Consider the following 19,175-nt stretch of genomic DNA (forward strand, 5'->3'; position numbering starts at 1 on the left):
CTTTCAGCCCGCATCAGAGCGCGGCCGGTCAACCTAGCATTGTCAGGTTGCCTTCAACCGACGTGTGGAAACGGCCATGAACGGGTCAGTACGGCTAATCCTCCAACCCGCCAAGGGCGAGATCGAGATATTGCATCAGGCAGGGATCCCAACCAGCCAGAGCGCGGGGGGCGCTCAGTCGTGCAAGTACCTTCAGGATCATCGAAACGCGTGAATCGGCGCCGGCGATTTCGCTGATCAGCAAGCGTGCTGCAACTGCGACAGCCTTTGCGCGCTCACCGCAAGGGGGCTCGCTCCGATCCATGCAATCGCGAAGGTCGTCACGGATTCGCCGCCACCGGTCCTCGCGCTCTGAAGCTAAATTGCAGATGCATCGGGACGTTTGACTACGCGTCTCGACTCGCGACATGGCATTCAGAGTGGCAGGCAGCTCATCCACACTTACTTGCGCCTCGCCGTCGATGGTCATGTTGCGCAAACGGTCGCGCAAAAGAGTTGCTCGAGCGACTTGAAGTTCTATGCGCTCTAAATGTTTGCGCAGCAGGTCCGTGAGAGAAGTCGTTCCCTCCATGGCTTTACGGATCTCGACAAGTGAGAAGCCAAGCTCACGCAGCGCGCGAATCTGCTGAACCCGCTGCAGGCTTTCGCGGTCATACATCCGGTGGCCGCCGTCAGTACGCTCTGTGGCTGCTAGGAGTCCTGTGTGCTCATAATGGTGCAGCGTGCGTACCGTTACTCCGGTCGCCTCTGCAAGTTCGCCAATGCGCCATCGACGCCTTCTTGGTGTAGGTTTGTTCATGTTGTTCAATTTTGAAGCCTACAACCTGACGTCACGTATGATTCAAGCTGCTTTCTTAGCGTCAGCCTGAATCGTCTTCCATTCTCCAGCGCGAGAGTGGTGACTATCCTTAGAATGGCGGCGGATCAACCCTGAGGGGAAAGGGTGATCAACAAGTTCGCAAGGCATGCCAGTTGAGTCTCGCCAGCCACTGTACGCTCCAGGATGAGCTTGGCGATTGCCGTGCGATTCTCTGGACTCCGCATCGATGGGGGTAGCGCGTCGACGGCGCTGTCATAAAGTCGTCCGAGGGCAGAAAGCTCTTCTGGATCGAACACGCCGCTGGATAGCTTCAACCTTCAGCTCCTTGTTTGAATTGGGTCCAGGGCAGCGCAGGTCGTCAAGACGTTTGGCTGCGGTAGGGCCAAAAGAAGTCATACCTGCGGCGCAGAGCGATGGAGATGCGGTGTACTGTAGAGTGATGCCATAGGGCCACACGCGAGCGCGGATGCTTGCTTCGTCTGTATGATCGACGACCTCTATGCTCACGATGCATTTTGTTGCGACTCCAAAGAGGCCGATCGCCTCCATTCATCGGGAGCAACTACTAACTCGGAGAGTTGACGACCGGAGCTCCGTGCCGGCCATGCGTTCTTGAGAGACGCGCTTGGCGGCCGCGCTGCAACGTAAACGCCTGGCCTAAGGGCAAACGTGCTGCTCCGTGTCCGTCTCTAAAGCCAGGCCAACATTCCGCGGTTCGGACATCGCGCCTAACGCCAACGCGCAAAAGAGATCAAGAACGTCTCATGAACCGCGCGCCCGGAGGGTCTTTATCCCGCGATAAGGAGAGCAAGCCAGGTAGGTGGAATTGTGTGTGTGCTGAGACAAGTGTTGGAATGTGAGGTTCGTAGACTTCACGAGCCTCCTTAAGGCAACGGCGAGACGGATTGTGCGGATTTTCCGGCACTGCCCGCTCCTTCCGGAGTGCTGGTGACGGGGTGTTCTTTCGCAGTTGCCATGCGCGTGGCCTCTTGGAACAACATCTCCCGCATCCACAGGCTTTCCGGGTCATTGTTGTGAAGTGCGGGCCATTGGACCGCTTCAGTGAAGACGGGGAATGGATCCGGAAGCTCGACAATCTGAAGAGGCATCGTTTTTTGGAAATGCCTCACGAGCCCTAATGGCATCGTGCCTATGCGGTTCGTCCCAACAAGGAGGGGCGGGATCATGCTGAAGCTCTGCACGAGAATGTCGATGCGCCGAGTAGGACCGAGATCGATTAAGAATGATTGCTCAACTGGCGTGTGGGGTGCGCCTCCGTGCTTAACTGCAACGTGACCCATCGACACATATCGATCGAATGTAAGCCCGCGTTGTAATTCCCTGTTCGTGCAGCAACCTACGCAGACGAGCCTCTCCTCGAATAGGGCCGCCCTGGGGTGCGCGCTGGACATGAGAGAATCTGGCAGGATAACAAAATCGACTTCGCCGCGGCGGAGGAGCTCCTCGTGCTCAGCGGTCGGCGCCGCCAGTTCGAAGCTGACGGTGGGGGCTTCTCGTGTGACGCGCTCCACGACATTTTTTAAGAATACAACTGTTATGAAATCAGAAAGGGCGATCCTGAATCGCCGGCTCGATCGAGCTGGATCGAACACGTCTCGCGCCATGATTGAGAGTTCAATGTGCGCCAGCGCCTGGCGTACAGGAGCTGCGAGCCCTTCCGCCCGCGAGGTCAAGACAAGTTCGCGCCCCCTCATCCCAAACAGTTCATCGCCAAAATATGAGCGCAACCGGGCAACGGCTGCGCTCATGGCCGGCTGACTGAGATTGATGCTACGCGCCGCTGAGGTGAGATTGCGCTCAGTTATCAGAGCATCCAGCGCAACGAGAAGATTTAGATCCAGACCTTTGAAACGCATCTCTTCTTATCCGGCGCAAACGTCCTTGCTGCGACAAAGCGTGCGGTGGCGGCTGCGTTTGGAGCAATCGTCCTGGCTCGCCCGAATGGACATCGGCTCAACCCGGCCATCACGACAAGAGGCTCGCGAATGACCACAAGAATGGACAGCAAGCGGTAAGCCGATCGGCCGCGGCGGGAAAGCTTCAGGACCCTCCAAGCTGATCCGTCTCGCCGGTTTCGGCCGACCACGTAGCTGGTCCGTTCAGCTCGCTGATGGCAGATCGTCCCAGCATCCGTGAGCGCCGTGAGGTCCCCAAAGCGCTCCGTCGACGGCTGTGTCGTGCAGCGCAAGTCGCGACGGTCAACCTACAACCTGACGCAATGTGCGATTCAAGCCATTTTAATGGCCAAGCTGAACATTTGTAATGGAGGCGTGTTCTATCCGCGATATTGCCAGGGGTAGCCCTGAACGCAGCGCAAGCCCATCAAACCACACCTGGGAAGTCACCACGCTTACAACTGGAAAAGTCTTCGCAAGCGGATCACTGGCTTGTGAGGTCGTGGCAGTGTCTCTCCAGGAGACGCCGAAGCGAGGAAAGGGACCGAGCACGTCGAAGGGCCCATAGCGTGCTTTGGATATTCGGAGTCGCAGCCTGCGGTAAGCCTAACAGCGCCTACGAGTTGGAGGCCCTTGCTCACCAGATGCCATGTTGGATGCCTCCTCGAGCAATATCCGCCGCATCCAGATGCTCGCGGGATCGGTATTGTGGAACGAGGGCCATTGCACGGCCTCTGTGAATATGGGTAGGGGGAGAGGCGGTTCGATGATTCGCAGCGGCATCCGCTTTTCGAAGTGTCTGGCCAGTCGCAAGGGCATCGTGCCGATACGGCTCGTGTCTAACAATATGGGCGGAATCAGGCTAAAGCCCTGCACGACCACCTCAATTCGTCTCCTCAGACCGTGCTCAAGCAAAAACCATTCTTCGAGGTTCGGTCTCAGTGCCCGTCCGAACTTGGCAGCAACGTGCCCCATCGAGATGTATTTATCGAACGTAAGCTGTCGGGATAGCTGCTTGTTCGCGCGGCATCCCACGCACACGAGGGTCTCGTCGAACAGCGTCGCCTTAGGATGCGCACTCGACATGAACAGTTCCGGCAGAATGAGAAAGTCGACTTCGCCCCGACGGAGCAGCTCATCGGGTTCATCGGAAAATGGCAGCAATTCGAACCGCACGGCGGGAGCTTCTTGTGCGATGCGGTCCACTATTCTGCGGAAGAAAACGATCGTCATGAAATCCGAAAGAATGACCCTGAACCGTCGACTCGACTGCGTCGGGTCGAACGCGTCCCGTGATATGATTGAGAGTTGGATGTGCAGCAGGGCCTCGCGAACCGGACCTGCAAGCGCCTCCGCGCCAGGTGTCGGGACGAGCTCGCGACCTTTCATAGTAAATAGTTCATCACGGAAATAGGTGCGCAGCCGTGCGATCGCAGCGCTCATGGCCGGCTGGCTCAGGTTAATTTTGCGAGCCGCCGCTGTGAGATTGCGCTCCGTCATCACGGCATCGAGCGCAACGAGAAGATTTAGATCGAGTCCCTTGAACCGCATGTTGTGAGTCTATCCATCGTGTGGATGTGTTCTATCGAAACAATCGATTTTACCAAATTGCGGGATGTTGGATAGCAAACTGAAGTTTGAAAAAGTAACCAGGCACACCACAATGCTTTATGGTCGTTCAGGTGAGCTCAGAGGAAAGCTCCTGGACGTGCGAGCGCGCCGCCGATTCCGTTTCATGGGCGTCTACAGGCGCGTCATGCGAGCCGTGTTGCGTCTCCGTGCGAAGTGCGCTCGTTTGGTCGGCAAGCGGGGTCCGATAAACCTTGGTATGGTGACGCCATCCGTTTCCATATTCGAGGTTTACCCGCGTACACTTGAGAGCGCTTTCAGCATCATTCTAGTGTCAGGGAATAGCGGCAGGCGCAGATTGCGGATGCCAATAATTCCAGGCGCCTTTCCAAATGGCTCGCCTGTCCAGTGCATTCGGGGCGTGTCGAAGATGTATGAAAGCCAGTTTGACCTGATGCCGCTCCGAAGCGCCGTCGATGAGGGCCGCGCGTCGATCGCCTGCCCTCAGAGATCAAAGCGGCGGACATCGAAGCGACAGGAGGCGCAAAAGCTCTTTGGTGCAGACAGCATCTGGCCTGTCGAATCGCATCGTGGGCATCTTCCGATATATGGCACGCAGGGCATTGGCCGGATGAGGAGCGCGAACCGAGCGCTCGCTGCCTCGCGAGCATGGGGCCAGCGGCGCTGTGCAGGCGAGCGGTGCCGAGCTCCGACACAGCAAGTCCGCGCATCCCAGCATTGATCGGCGGTTCGGCGACTAACGACTTCACGTGAACGTCTCGCTCTTAATTCCACTGGCGCAAGGAAGCTTGCCATGAACATTGCCGTGTCCCCGGCTGCGGAACGCTCTTCTACGCGCGCTCAAGTGCAGTGGAGCCTTCGTTGGGAGAACGAGCTGCGGCTCGCCGATCATGCCGAGCTCGCGGAGTTCTTCCGCAAGAGTTATGGACCGACGGGTGCGTTCAATGCGCAGCCTTTTGAGGGAAGCCGAAGTTGGGCCGGCGCAAGACCGGAGCTCCGTGCAATTGGTTACGACGCGCGCGGGGTAGCGGCCCACCTCGGGCTACTACGTCGCTTCATCAAAGTTAGTGAAGTCGATCTCCTCGTAGCAGAACTGGGGTTGTATGCGGTGCGTCCGGATCTCGAAGGGCTCGGAATAAGCCACGCAATGCGCGTGATGTATCCCGTACTGCAGGAGCTTGGCGTTCCATTCGGCTTTGGCACGGTTCGGTCGGCGCTTGAGAAACATATGACGCGACTGGTCGAAAGGCAGGGGCTCGCCACCCTGATGCATGGCATTCGCGTCCGCTCCACGCAGCCGGATGTCTATCCCAATTTATCGCCGACCCGCCTCGAGGATGTGATCGTGGTGGTGTTTCCGCTGGGGCGCTCGATAAGCGAATGGCCGGCCGGGACTTTCATCGATCGGAACGGGCCTGAGTTGTGACAGAGCGTTCCACCCCATCCACTGTCCGCTGCGACTACGCTGACGTGAGCGGAAGTCGAGCTGTCTATTTGACCTTTGACGACGGGCCGAACCCGTTTTGTACGCCAGAGGTGCTCGATGTGCTGGCGCAACATCGGGTTCCGGCGACATTCTTCGTCATCGGCACGTACGCGATCGAGCATCCTGACCTCATCCGACGAGTGATTGCGGAAGGGCATGAGGTTGCGAACCATACGATGACCCATCCTGATCTATCCAGATGCGGACCTGCGGAGCTACAGGATGAAGTGCTGACCGCGAGCGAGGCGATCCGTCTGGCGTGCCCGAAGGCCTCGCCCAGGCATATGCGAGCGCCTTACGGCATATGGACGCAACAGGTGCTCGCAATGACTGCGAGCGCTGGTCTCACGGCTCTGCACTGGTCGGTCGACCCGAGAGATTGGTCCCGCCCTGGGGTTGATACAATTGTGAATTCGGTGCTGGCGAACGTTCGCCCGGGTGCAATTGTGCTCCTGCACGACGGGTATCCTCCCGATGAGGAGAGACTGTGCACCGATACAACGCTGCGCGATCAGACCACGAAGGCGCTGGCATTTCTGATTCCGGCACTACAACGGCGCGGGTTTGTAATCCGTCCACTCCCTCAACTTCACTAAACAAGAACTGACACCTATGGACCTGCTCGCGACAACCAGTGCTGCTGCTGTTTCAAGTTATGCGCTGCTCTCGACTATCTATAAGAGCGTGCAAGCGCTTTATGCCCAGCCGACGATCAACTCATCGCTACAGGACAGCCTCGGACAAACCGAGGTGGTCCTTCCCACTGTGGACGTCATCGTGCCGTGCTTCAATGAGAATCCAAACACGCTTGCCGAATGTCTGGAGTCGATTGCCAGTCAAGAGTACGCCGGAAAGATGCAGGTCTATGTGGTCGATGACGGGTCTGCAAACCGCGACGTGGTCGCGCCTGTACACCAGATATATGCCAATGATCCGAGATTCAATATCATCTTGTTGGCCAACAACGTCGGAAAGCGCAAGGCGCAGATCGCTGCAATACGCAGCTCATCCGGGGATCTCGTTCTCAACGTCGATTCCGACACGGTTCTTGCTGCCGATGTCGTCACGAAGCTTGTATTGAAGATGCATGACCCGGAAATCGGTGCGGCGATGGGTCAACTCGTAGCAAGTAATCGCAACCAGACCTGGCTGACCAGGCTGATCGATATGGAATATTGGCTCGCGTGCAACGAAGAGCGCGCGGCACAGGCGCGTTTCGGTGCCGTCATGTGTTGCTGCGGCCCATGTGCAATGTATCGGCGTTCCGCACTCACCTTGCTTCTTGATCAATACGAAGCGCAATTCTTTCGTGGGAAGCCGAGTGATTTCGGCGAGGACCGCCATCTAACGATACTCATGCTCAAGGCGGGCTTTCGAACCGAATACGTCCCAGACGCGATAGCAGCTACCGTCGTCCCGCACAGTCTTGGGCCATATCTGCGTCAGCAGCTCCGTTGGGCACGCAGTACCTTTCGAGATACGTTTCTTGCATTGCGCCTGCTGCCAGAGCTCGATGGTTATTTGACCCTAGATGTTATCGGGCAGAATCTCGGCCCATTTCTCCTCGCGATCTCAACACTTGCTGCCCTTGCACAGCTCGTGATCGGTGGCTCTATACCCTGGTGGACGGGACTGACGATTGCTGCAATGACTATGGTCCGGTGCAGTGTGGCAGCACTTCGTGCTCGCGATTTGCGGTTTATCGGCTTCTCGCTCCACACACCGATCAATATCTTTCTTTTACTACCATTGAAGGCTTATGCGCTTTGTACATTGAGCAATAGCGATTGGCTATCGCGAAAAGTTACTAATGTGCCGGCGGAAGAGGAGAAACAGCGTGTCATCCTGCGCCCCAATGCCGGACGAGGTGCGGCTAGTGTAGGGGTGGGGCCTACTGTCATTCATAAAGGGGGGGTATCGCACCGTCCATCGAGCCTCACGGCCACGGAGAGTGTTTCCGGTCGTGAACGCTCGACTGCCTACGAATAAGTGGTCGTCTCATGATTCTGGACGAAAACCATCGGCTATTAGAGCGAGAGTTGGCTCTCGACGACCCATGGCGCCTTGACAGTAGTTCGTTCGAGCAGGAGCGATACGCGCAAATGCTCCGGATGTCGTGTGGCAACGGAGACGCTGCGTCTGGCCTCGAAGTAGGATGTGCAGCCGGTGCATTCACGGAGATGCTGGCTCCGCTATGCGAGCGACTTACCGTGGTGGATGTCATGCCGCAGGCAATTGAGCGAGCGCGACTGCGGACCAGTAAGTGGTCACATATTGCTTGGGTGACCTGCGACATTCAGCGGTTCTCGTCCACTGAGCAGTTCGATTTGATTGTCGTGGCCGAGGTTCTTTACTACCTCAAAGACGTGAGCGAGATGCATGCGGCTATCCGCAACCTCGTGAGTATGCTTGCGCCAAGTGGCACTCTGATTTTCGGGTCCGCGCGTGATGAAATATGTCAACGCTGGGGGCATGCTGCTGGTGCCGAAACGGTGATCGCTCTCTTTAAGGAGAGCCTATCGGAGGTCGAGCGTCGGCACTGCTCCACCGGATTGGCAAACGAAGACTGCTTGATCGTCCAGTTTCGAAAGCCGGACGCCACGTCAGAACAATCAAACGTCGGTCATTAGGCCAGGAGTACGTATGCGCATCTGCGGAATAAAGTTGACACATGACGGAGCAATTGCTGTCGTCGAGGACGGTCGGCTTCTTTTTTGCGTGGAGCAAGAGAAGCGCGGCAATAGTCCACGCTATCAGTCCGTTGACAATCTCGATGCAGTCGTGCGCGCCTTGGCTGAGCATGGCCTGGAGCCGCGGGATATCGATCAGTTCGTCGTTGACGGCTGGGACGGGGAGAATGAATCGCAGTTCCAGCTCCTAAGCGGAGCGGTGCAGGTTGCGCTAAAAGGCGCGCCATATGTCGAGCGTCATGCTGAGGGCCTCCTTGATCCCGTCGACGGCGTTGGCCTCCTCCTCGGAGGCAAGGAGTTTCCATATAAGAGCTACCCGCATGTCACGGGCCATGTCGCGTCAGCATATAGCACCAGTCCCTTTGCAGCCGCGGGAAAGCCTTCGTTCTGTCTGGTGTGGGATGGCTGCATCTTTCCACGTCTTTACTATGTCGAACCGCGCGGGGCTCGGTTCATTGGATCGCTGTTTCCTATGATTGGCCACGCCTATGCTGCCGCGGGCCTTCACTTCGGGCCGTACCGTCAGCCGAACCGCTCCAGTTGGGATCTGGGCATCGCCGGCAAGCTGATGGCTTACATCGCGCTTGGCTCAGTTGATGAAAGCATAGTGGAAGTGTTTCAGGAGCTTTATGAAACACGGTTGGCGGCCGACACGGAGCAGGCTCGCCGCTACCGCGAAGACATCAACAATGCGGAATCGTCTCTTGCAGCTATGCACGCGTTCTTCGAGGCAAGCACGTTGCGCCTGGCTGCCAAGCGAGCGGAGGACGTCCTCGCCTCGTTCCATGTGTTTCTGGAACGTCTTCTTGTTAAGGAAATCGCGCTGCTTCTGCTAAGATATTCGTCGCTTCCGGGAGCGCGAAATCTATGTGTCGCCGGAGGTTGCGGTCTCAATATCAAATGGAACAGCGCGCTTCGCGCGACGGGATTGTTCGATGATGTCTGGGTGCCGCCGTTTCCGAATGACAGCGGCTCGGCAATCGGCGCGGCGTGCGGCGCCATGGCAGCGCAAGATGGCTTCGGGCCATTGCAATGGTCAGTTTACAGTGGTCCTGCCCTCCAGGAGAGCGAGGTTCCGCCGGACTGGGAGGCCGCACCTTGCAGTCTGAGTGAACTTGCGTCGATTCTTGCCGACAACAAGCCCGTGATCTTTCTTTCCGGGTGTGCCGAGCTTGGGCCGCGGGCGCTGGGCGGTAGAAGCATTGTTGCAGCTCCAACGTGCCCGGCAATGAAGGATCATCTCAACGACATCAAGCGTCGCGAGCACTTCCGACCGGTGGCGCCGATCTGTCTGGAGGATCGGGCGCCGGAGATCTTCAGCCCGGGCACGCCAGATCCTTACATGCTATTCGATCACCAGACCCGGGCGAATTGGCGCGACAAGGTCCCGGCGGTGGTCCATCTTGATGGCTCGGCGCGGCTGCAGACAATTTCCCGCAACTCTCCTCACGAAATTGCCGCGCTTCTCGTCGAATTTGAGCAACTCACGGGCATTCCGCTGCTCTGCAACACGAGCGCCAACCTCCACGGACGGGGATTCTTTCCGGACGCTGCGGCAGCTTGCCAATGGGGGCGTGTCGAGCATGTTTGGTGCGAGGGCATGCTCTGGAGCAAAACGGTCGCCAAGAAGCCATTGTCCACGGAACGACTTCTGTCAGCCTAAGATGAACATGTCCACTGTGGCGATCGACCTTGCCGGGGTAAAAAAGTCATTTGGCGACAACCTTATCGTCAACGACCTGTCGTTCTCGGTCGCGCGCGGAGAGTGCTTCGGACTGCTTGGGCCGAATGGAGCTGGCAAGAGTACGATTGCGCGCATGCTCCTCGGCATGATTTCGCCCGACGCAGGCAATATTACAGTCCTCGATGAGCCTGTGCCTTCCCGAGCTCGTGCGGCGCGTACGCGCGTCGGGGTGGTGCCGCAGTTCGACAACCTTGAGCTCGAGTTCACAGTGCGAGAGAATCTGCTTGTGTTTGGCCGCTATTTTGGCATGAGCGCTCGCAGAATCGAGGCGGTTGCGCCCGCGCTGCTTGAGTTTGCGCGTCTTGAAAGCAGAGCGGACGTGCGTGTCTCCGAGTTATCCGGTGGCATGAGGCGGCGGCTGACACTGGCGCGTGCCCTGGTTAATGATCCACATCTACTCGTGATGGATGAGCCCACCACTGGCCTGGATCCGCATGCACGTCACCTGATTTGGGAACGCCTGCGGGCCCTGCTTGCGCGTGGCAAGACGATCCTCTTGACCACTCACTTCATGGAAGAGGCCGAGCGCCTGTGCGATCGCTTATGCGTGCTTGAGAGTGGATGCAAAATCGCCGAAGGCAAACCAGATGCCTTGATCGACGAGCATATCGGCTGCAACGTGATTGAGATCTATGGCGGTGATCCCAATCAACTTCGAGAGCTGATCAGGCCTTATGCGCGGCATATCGAAGTGAGTGGAGAGACGCTTTTTTGTTACGCGCCATATCCGGAGCAAGTCCGCGTGCACCTGCGCGGGCAAGCAAACCTTCGCGTACTGCAGCGCCCTCCGAATCTCGAAGACGTGTTCTTGCGGTTGACCGGGCGCGAGATGGAGAAATGAGCGATGGATGATGGCTATGCGTCGGTGATGCCGGCTAACGCGTACAACTGGATCGCGGTATGGCGACGAAATTTCCTGGCATGGAGGAAAGTCGCGCTTGCATCGCTTCTCGGCAATCTCGCAGACCCTATAACCAATCTGTTGGGCCTTGGCTTTGGCCTCGGACTTATCGTGGGACGAGTTGAGGGGACTTCGTACATTGCCTTTTTGGCGGCCGGTATGGTCGCAATCAGTGCGATGACATCCGCGACCTTTGAAACCCTATATGCGGCCTTTGCTAGGATGGGTGTCAAACGCACCTGGGAGGGAATTCTGTTCACACAGCTCACGCTCGGCGATATCGTTCTAGGTGAGTTGGTGTGGGCGGCCAGTAAGTCCGTTCTAGCGGGGACAGCAATCGGGATTGTCGCTGCAGCGCTGGGCTATGCATCCTGGACGTCAATTCTGTGCGCGATACCCACAGTCGCCCTTACGGGTCTTGTCTTCGCCAGCCTGGCAATGGTCGTCATATCTCTTGCGCCAACTTACGATTACTTCGTGTTTTACCAGTCGCTCGTCCTTACGCCCATGGTGTTTCTCTGTGGCGCGATCTTTCCGACGAGTCAACTGCCTGACTCATTTCAGCACTTTGCCGGCTTGTTGCCGCTCGCACATTCGGTCGACCTTATTCGTCCAACGATGCTTGAGCGCGGCGTCGACAGTGCCGCCCTGCACGTAGGTGCGCTTTGTGTTTACGCGGTCTTGCCCTTTTTCGCGTCGACAGCACTATTTCGGCGACGCCTGCTGCGTTGACGTCAATTGAGCGAACGCGAGAAAGTCAATCGATGCAGTATCATGAGTCCTTCCGCGGTAGCTCGCGAGTGACCTGGTCCGTTACAGCGGCTTCTGCAACGGCCTTAAGAGGCTGCGATCGAGCCAGATCTATGGCCGCCTGTTCGGTCTATCGGCGTCGGACGTCAGCCACCCTATTTCTGAGTGCCTGTCGCTAGGCGCCGAGACAGGCCTTGCAAAGTCATGTTGTGCTGTCTGGCCCGCGCACCGGCGGAGCGTGATTGTACAGGTTAGTTCGATGGGACGGCAGTCGGCCTTCCCGTCACGATGGAGGACGGGATGTTGTGCCCGGGACTGAGTGGTGACCTTGATAGAATCCATGAAAGCTCTCCGGAGCTGCCGAATACATTTCTTCACGGTGGCACTGCGGTTTTTGTGCAGGATGGCCGCGTAATTGCTGCTGTCGAAGAGGAGCGTCTCAACTGTGTCAAGCACTCCAACAAGTTCCCTAGCAGCCCGACCCGATACTGCCTGTCTGCCGCAGGAGTCGAGCTCGGGGATGATCGATCGCATCGCGTCCTACGCGACTGAAGCCTATTGCAAAACCATCCTCGAGCGTCTTTTTGTTTCTCAACCAGTTACGCTAGACGCCAAACTGTTGCTGCGGCAGCTTCTGGCACGGGAGTTCGGGGCAGAGATCGATCCGTCCCGACTTTCCTTGGTGAATCACCACGAAGCGCATGTGGCCACGCCTCCTATGCCTGCATGTGAGGGGACCATCCCATCCGACGCACAGGGAGTATTGGGCATCGGACTTCGGGCAGGTCGATACAACACCGCTGAAGAAAGGACAGAAAGTGTTGAGAGAACGCGGCCATCACGGATAGCCCTGCTATGAAGTTCTACCGACGCAGCTCGCCGGAACCGCAACAGACTGTGACGCCGGGCGAGAAGAGACCCGAGATGTCTGTATCGATGTCTTTTGTCCAACCAGGAGCGCGCGAAAAGGCAATCGAGATGGTTAGCGGTGCGATGAATGTTCGGTTCGTAGTGTCCCGGCGACGTACGGGTTTTGGCGACTGTCTGTGGTCCCTGGCGGCAGCTTGGCGTTTTGCAAAGCAGACAGGGCGGACGCTAGCCATCGATTGGCGGGGCTCTTGCTATCTTGATGAACCATTCACCAATGCCTTTCCAGTCTTCTTCGAACCGGTTGAAGACATTGCCGGCGTGCCGGTGATTTGCGACGACGACATCAACAAACGTTCGTTTCCGGGACCATTCTTTCCGGCATGGTGGAACAAGCCATCTATCGATTGCGTCTACCGCCCGAACGAGCAGATCTTCCGGGAACGCGACCAACTCGATCAACTGTTCCAAAGTCAGAGAGATAGTGACGCTAACACGGTTGTGTGTGATGCCTGCCTGATGTGGCGCTGCGATCAGGAGGCGGAGCGCGAGATCTTTCGGAGTATAAAGCCGCGAGCTGCAATTCAGGCTCGGATTGATGCCATCTACCGCGAGCACTTTGAGCCGTACAGTGTGATCGGAATTCATGTCCGGCATGGCAACGGTGAGGACATTATGGGGCATGCTCCCTACTGGGCGGACGCGGAGCGCGCGTTTCGACAGGTCTGTAATGCCATTGAAAAGGCGAGGGCGTTACCACATGCGAGGCCTGTGAGGGCATTCCTGTGCACGGACAGCGCGCTCATCCTTGAGCAGGTGTCGGCAATATTTCCCGATGTTTTTGCGATTCCAAAACAGTTCCAGGCGCCTCACGCCGGCCCGTTGCACAACGCCGCCCTCGGAGCCGAGGGTGGCTTTTCTGCCCTCACTGAGATGTATCTCCTTGCGCGCTGCGACACGGTGATCCGGTTTCCCCCAACGAGCGCCTTCACGCGCTATGCGCGTCTCTTTGCTCCACGCGTTATAGAGTTCGACTTGAACGATCCGAGCAGGTTGATCTTGGTCGAAGACAACTCGCAAGAGCTCGTAGCTTCATGAAAGTTGTAGCGCGCTTGATCGACCTGATTGTCGCTCTTTGCATCCAAGAGTACTGCCAGTTCTTGTACAGGCGACAATCGTCTGCCCAACGTGATGCTGTTGCAACGAAGAGCAGAACGAAGCGACGGCTAAGTGCCTTCGCTTGAGCCGTGACGTCGATAACAACCGCCCTAAAGTGCTGCGCAGCGTTAAGCAGACGGAACACGTCGTCGTCATCCTTCGGTCAGCCACAAATCGGAGCTGATCAGTGCTCGAGCGTGGATGAACATATCAGTTCGCCAGCTCGTGCCTGGAGCCAACCCGTCCAGCGATATTTCCAGTTCTGCCCAGGGGTGCGACAAACAGAATCGACGATTGACGAATCTGACGTGCGAGGCTGGTACGTCAGTTTTAGAGTTAGCGCGGCAAAATGTCCGTGGTCGCTCCCGAGCGGTCGTTGACTTCGGCGAGGCGCCGACAAGCCGCAGCTCATTCGGTTGCGCGATCAAGAAAGCGAGCGCGGCCCGTCCCCTGTGATGAAGCAGGCGAGTGTGCTAGAGAGCTTACGTAGCTGATTTGCCATTGTTGTCACAAAGCACACCCACGGCTGTCTGAAATCGGCCAAGTGTTCGGTGTGCGCGACGTTAGGACGCAAAACGGAGGTGATTTACCTGCACCGCAGTGGCGCAAATCCTGCTAATCGTCCGCTGCCCTAACAGTAGAGGAGGCGGCCTTGGGTCTCGATCTGCCGAATGACAATCTGATTAGAGAGCCGCTGGCCGAAACACATTTGGGTTGCCTCGTTTACGCCGATAAAGCGCGTGATAATCGTAGAGAACAAAAGACGATGTTGCTCACGGGGGCATCGCGCGGAATTGGTCATGCCACTGCCAAGCTCTTCTCGGAGGCGGGCTGGCGTGTCATTTCTTGCGCGCGCCAACCTTTCGACGGCGAGCGATGCTCCTGGGAGGCAGGGAATGACGATCATTTCCAGATCGACCTCAGCAATCATCGAATGCTGCCGCGTGCGATCACCGAGGTCAAGAAGCGCTTGGCTGGTGCGCCCTTGCACGCGCTGGTGAATAATGCCGGGGTCTCGCCGAAAACGCCCACTGGCGATCGGATGACGTCGTTGACCACGTCAACGCGAGACCTGGATGGGGGTGTTTCATCTTAATCTGGTAGCTCCGATCCTGCTGGCGCAGGGTCTGTTTGACGAGCTAAGAGCCGCGTCAGGATCAATCGTAAATGTGACTTCAATAGCAGGCTCACGGGTGCACCCATTCGCCGGTAGCGCCTATGCGACCTCGAAAGCGGCGCTTGCGAGCCTCACACGCGAGCTGGCCTATGATTATGCGCCGCATGGCATTCGTGTGAATGCGATCGCGCCCGGCGAAATCAAGACCGACATGCTATCGCCAGACACGGAAGCCCGTCTCGTGCCAGGTATCCCGCTGCGCAGAGTGGGGACCCCGGATGAAGTGGCCAAAGTCATCTTCTTCCTGTGCTCGGATGCGGCGAGTTATGTCACGGGAGCCGAGGTGCCGATCAATGGCGGGCAGCATTTGTAAAGCCGCCGCTCTGGCGACGCAGCTGACGTGTCCTGCAGCGGCACGTATGTTCTCCGCTGACGACGCGCACGATCCGCAAAAAGTGAAACGAGGGCACATTGCAAGTGTGGTGTCGTGCCATAATAAGGTGTCACGGTTCTATGTCATCTCCTCAACACGTGGGGCTAGATCAGAGAGTGACATGCAAAACGAAGCTCGCCAATCCCAACATGGCTCCATGGAGGATAATCAAGACAACGGAGACAGGCTCATGCTGCACATCCCATCCTCGGGCGAACGACCTGCCTCGCAACCGGAGCCGGAGCGTGATCCCTCGGGGCAGCCGTCGTATGAGAGTGCGCTGGCCGGCATCTTCGAAATATCGAAAATAGTCAGCGCCCCTGGTCGGCTCGAAGTCATGTTGGCCAAGGTCCTTGGCCTGCTGCAATCGTTTGTGCAGATGCGACACGGCATCGTCTCGCTATTCCACGATGACGGTATCCCGGAAATTACCGTTGGCGCCGGCTGGAGCGAAGGCAGTGACGAACGTTACCGCACGTGCCTGCCGCAGAAAGCAATCGCCCAGATCGTAGCGACAGACGGGCCTCTTATTGTCGAGAGCGTAGCCGGCGAGCCAGCCTTCAGCGCTGCCGACCGGGAGCTTCTCGGCGCCTCCGACAGCGTGCGCGTATCGTTTATTGGGGTTCCTATTCGTATTGAAGCGAGGGTCGTTGGTACGCTGACGGTAGACCGTATCCAGGACGATAGTTCCAGTCTTCGGCTCGAGTACGATGCGCGACTGCTGGCTATGGTCGCCAACTTGGTGGGACAAACAGTCAAGCTACATCGCTTGTTGGCCTGCGATCGTGAACGATTGTTAGTGGACAAAGACCAGCCACAGAAGATTGTTGAGCTTGAGGTGGCCGCTCGCGAGCGCAAGAAGCTTCACGCCCACGGGATCATTGGCGACAGCGCCGCGCTGAGCGCTCTGCTCGAGAAGATTGCGGTTGTAGCCAAATCGAACAGCACGGTTCTGCTGCGGGGCGAATCCGGCACCGGCAAGGAGCTCGTAGCCAAGGCCATTCACGAGTCCTCGTCCCGCGCTAAACGACCGTTCGTTAAACTGAATTGCGCGGCGCTGCCAGAGACGGTTCTGGAATCGGAATTGTTTGGCCATGAGAAAGGTGCCTTTACCGGTGCGGTCAGCTCGCGCAAGGGGCGCTTCGAGCTTGCTGACAAAGGGACGCTATTTCTGGATGAGATCGGAGAGATCTCAGCTCCGTTCCAGGCGAAATTGCTGCGAGTTCTGCAAGAGCAGGAGTTCGAGCGCGTCGGTAGCAATCACACGATTAAGGTCGATGTTCGAGTCATAGCTGCGACCAACAAGAACCTTGAAGAGGCCGTGGCAAGGAGCGAGTTCCGCGCGGACCTCTACTATCGTATTAGCGTAGTTCCCTTGTTGTTGCCGCCGCTGCGCGAAAGACGCACTGATATTCCGCTGCTAGCCCGAGAGTTCCTCAGAAAGTTCAACAGCGAGAACGGCCGTACGCTCACCCTGGAGGCGAGTGCGATCGAGGTACTGATGAACTGCGGGTTTCCGGGAAATATTCGCGAACTCGAAAATTGCATCGAGCGAACAGCGACGCTGTGTACCGGGCCATCGATTGTGAGAAGTGACTTTGCATGCTGCCAAGGCCAGTGCCTTTCCATGATGCTCTGGAAAAGCACATCGAACGACAAGGCCGACGTGGCGGTACCCATGCAGCCGATGCCTGCAAAGTCCATCATTCCGCTAGCTCAAACGACATTGCCACCGCAGTCTGTCTGCGGACCGGCCCTACTGGCACCTGCCGGCACAGTTCTCGTTGGTGGTGCGAGCATGACCGATCGCGAGCGTGTCATTGCGGCCATGGAAAAATCTGGCTGGGTGCAGGCCAAGGCAGCGCGCCTACTCGGACTAACCCCGCGCCAAATCGGCTATGCGCTGCGAAAATACGGAGTTGAGATAAAGCGGTTCTGAACAACCACACCCGTCGGAACTTCTGCTGCCAAATAGATAGTTGAAGAATGATTCCGAAGAGGCAATCTACGCACTCTGAAGGGAATGGGCCGGCCTGCGGCGACGACGGCGCGCGCGCAACATGGATTTGTGCGCCATGAGTTACAGAGCCTCACCTGGGGCCATACAATCGTGAACCGTCCTCCGTAGCTCGAACATGTAACAAGCTATCATCCCTATTCTGCGGACGAGTGAGCGGCAATGCTTAACCGTCGATCGGCCCGATGCCCGCAGGTGGTTCGCAGCAGTGATCCTGCGAGCATCCCTTGCGTCTCTCGGCTGGCGTGACGAGCGGAACCGCGTTGTCGGTGCCCTGACTTGTGTCGGCATTCGTTCGTCAGGAAGAGCGGCTGGAGCGACTTATCGCCCGGTTTAAGCCTTTTTGACAGCGAGCCGATTCCAGGCAACGGCGATGGTACAACACTTGCTGTTCTCTTCGCAGCTATCGCAACTGTTGGAGCAACATCGTGCACAATGTCGTCTGCATCAAACAGGTTCCGGACTCGGCGCAAATCCGCGTTCACCCCGTGACCAATACAATCATGCGCCAGGGAGTGCCGACAATCATCAACCCATATGACCTCTTCGCGCTCGAGGCCGCGCTGGAGCTGCGCGATCGGTTCGGCGGCGAAATTACCGTGCTTACCATGGGACCGCCATCGGCAGAAGAGTCCCTGCGAAAGGCGCTGGCTTATGGTGCCGATCGCGCCGTCCTACTCACCGATCGCTGCTTTGCGGGCTCCGACACACTGGCCACAACGTATGCACTTGCAACCGCCATCCGGAAAATGGGTAAGGACTATCGCCCGACGAATGTCATTTTCACGGGAAAGCAGACCATCGACGGCGATACTGCGCAGGTTGGGCCCGGCATCGCAAAGCGAGTGGGCGTAGTGCAGCTGACTTACGTTGCTAAGATCAGATCCTTGGACCTCGCCGCTCAAACGATTGAAGTGGAACGACGCTGCGAAGGTGGTGTGCAGGTGTTGCAAACCAAATTGCCGTGCCTCATCACCATGCTTGAGGCGACCAATCAGATTCGGCGCGGCGCGATGGCGGATGCCTTGCGTGCCGCGCGTGCCCAAATCGTGAAATGGAGCGCGCAAGAAGCCGGTGTCGAAGACACCTCCAACTGCGGTCTCAAGGGCTCGCCGACGGTCGTTAAGCGTGTGTTCGCTCCCTCTGCGCGGGCCGAGAAGGCGGCGCTGGTTGAGGCCGCTGAGCAACCGGCGCAGGCGTTGATAGACGCAATGTTCTCGCTTCAACCGAAGCTCGAAACCGATCTTGCGGCACTTGCTCGTGGCGCTCGATCCGGAGAGTCCAGGCCATGATAGTGGATACGCTCCAGAAATGTATCAACGCCGCACCCGTGTCGAAGAGCGCGCAACATGTAGCGACCCATCTCGGCCAGCTACCAATAGGGTCTGCCCATGGCATCCGTCGATCTCGCGAGCAGCGGGCCCGGATGTTCCCTAGACCACGTTACGCTACGACGGAGTCGCGGGGGATTGTCGGGGCACAGGCAAAGGGGCCTGCGTATGTTCCAGGTCACCGTTCGGTCGTATTCGATGACGTGGAAGGCCATTTCTTCTCTTGTAACGGTCACGGCGAAGACGCAATAGTCAGCGACCCGGGTCACCATACTAGCGCTGCCGTCTGCACGCACAAAGCGCTGTCGCTGGCTTCGGGGCGCAAAGTCAACCCATGCGTCGCCTTTGAAGCAGT

13 protein-coding genes and 2 pseudogenes are annotated in these 19,175 nt (G+C 57.7%); 12 read left to right on the forward strand and 3 right to left on the reverse strand.

Annotation, left to right across the window (positions count from 1 at the left end):
- Nucleotides 1-94: 94 nt before the first annotated feature.
- The 3 genes from AB7M16_RS25545 to nodD1 form a co-directional block, all read right to left on the reverse strand.
- Nucleotides 95-799 (reverse strand): MerR family transcriptional regulator, encoded by a 705-nt coding sequence (locus tag AB7M16_RS25545; protein WP_453947265.1) that lies wholly within the window; start codon nt 797-799, stop codon nt 95-97.
- Between the two features lie 905 nt (nt 800-1,704).
- Nucleotides 1,705-2,697: a transcriptional regulator NodD2 gene (gene nodD2 / locus AB7M16_RS25550; protein WP_453945440.1), complete on the reverse strand. Its 993-nt coding sequence runs from the start codon at nt 2,695-2,697 to the stop codon at nt 1,705-1,707.
- Nucleotides 2,698-3,342: 645 nt separating this feature from the next.
- On the reverse strand, nt 3,343-4,287 hold the full coding sequence (gene nodD1, locus AB7M16_RS25555) for a transcriptional regulator NodD1 (RefSeq protein WP_124163661.1): 945 nt from the start codon (nt 4,285-4,287) through the stop codon (nt 3,343-3,345).
- Between the two features lie 832 nt (nt 4,288-5,119).
- On the opposite strand from nodD1, the gene AB7M16_RS25560 reads away from it, so the two are divergent.
- From AB7M16_RS25560 to AB7M16_RS25615, 12 genes and pseudogenes are all read left to right on the forward strand, one after another.
- Nucleotides 5,120-5,752 (forward strand): NodA family N-acyltransferase, encoded by a 633-nt coding sequence (locus AB7M16_RS25560; protein ID WP_124163660.1) that lies wholly within the window; start codon nt 5,120-5,122, stop codon nt 5,750-5,752.
- Entirely contained in the window at nt 5,749-6,408 is a 660-nt protein-coding gene (gene nodB / locus AB7M16_RS25565; RefSeq protein ID WP_124163659.1) for a chitooligosaccharide deacetylase NodB, read from the forward strand. Before AB7M16_RS25560 ends, nodB begins: the two co-directional genes overlap by 4 nt.
- Nucleotides 6,409-6,424: 16 nt before the next feature.
- A complete protein-coding gene (gene nodC, locus AB7M16_RS25570; RefSeq protein WP_124163658.1) occupies nt 6,425-7,801 on the forward strand; it encodes a chitooligosaccharide synthase NodC in 1,377 nt (458 codons plus the stop codon).
- Nucleotides 7,802-7,812: 11 nt separating this feature from the next.
- Nucleotides 7,813-8,442: a nodulation methyltransferase NodS gene (gene nodS, locus AB7M16_RS25575; RefSeq protein WP_453945441.1), complete on the forward strand. Its 630-nt coding sequence runs from the start codon at nt 7,813-7,815 to the stop codon at nt 8,440-8,442.
- Between the two features lie 13 nt (nt 8,443-8,455).
- Complete coding sequence (nodU, locus tag AB7M16_RS25580) at nt 8,456-10,165, forward strand: nodulation protein NodU (protein ID WP_124163656.1); 1,710 nt, start codon at nt 8,456-8,458, stop codon at nt 10,163-10,165.
- A 1-nt stretch (nt 10,166) separates the two neighbouring features.
- Nucleotides 10,167-11,087, forward strand: coding sequence for a nodulation factor ABC transporter ATP-binding protein NodI (nodI, locus tag AB7M16_RS25585; RefSeq protein WP_124163655.1), 921 nt, complete (start codon nt 10,167-10,169; stop codon nt 11,085-11,087).
- Nucleotides 11,088-11,090: 3 nt separating this feature from the next.
- Nucleotides 11,091-11,879 carry an ABC transporter permease gene (locus tag AB7M16_RS25590; RefSeq protein WP_453945442.1) on the forward strand — a complete coding sequence of 263 codons (789 nt, stop codon included), beginning with the start codon at nt 11,091-11,093 and terminating at the stop codon, nt 11,877-11,879.
- A gap of 318 nt (nt 11,880-12,197) precedes the next feature.
- Nucleotides 12,198-12,609 (forward strand): annotated as a pseudogene (locus AB7M16_RS25595) (carbamoyltransferase N-terminal domain-containing protein); the annotation flags it as partial.
- Nucleotides 12,610-12,752: 143 nt separating this feature from the next.
- Entirely contained in the window at nt 12,753-13,862 is a 1,110-nt protein-coding gene (locus AB7M16_RS25600) for a nodulation protein NodZ (RefSeq protein WP_124163652.1), read from the forward strand.
- 712 nt (nt 13,863-14,574) lie between these two features.
- Nucleotides 14,575-15,412 (forward strand): annotated as a pseudogene (locus AB7M16_RS25605) (SDR family NAD(P)-dependent oxidoreductase).
- 181 nt (nt 15,413-15,593) lie between these two features.
- Nucleotides 15,594-17,411, forward strand: coding sequence for a nif-specific transcriptional activator NifA (gene nifA, locus AB7M16_RS25610; RefSeq protein ID WP_453945443.1), 1,818 nt, complete (start codon nt 15,594-15,596; stop codon nt 17,409-17,411).
- 506 nt (nt 17,412-17,917) lie between these two features.
- Nucleotides 17,918-18,781: an electron transfer flavoprotein subunit beta/FixA family protein gene (locus AB7M16_RS25615; protein WP_453945444.1), complete on the forward strand. Its 864-nt coding sequence runs from the start codon at nt 17,918-17,920 to the stop codon at nt 18,779-18,781.
- Nucleotides 18,782-19,175: the final 394 nt, after the last annotated feature.

The sequence above is a fragment of the Bradyrhizobium sp. USDA 372 genome (genome assembly GCF_053629095.1).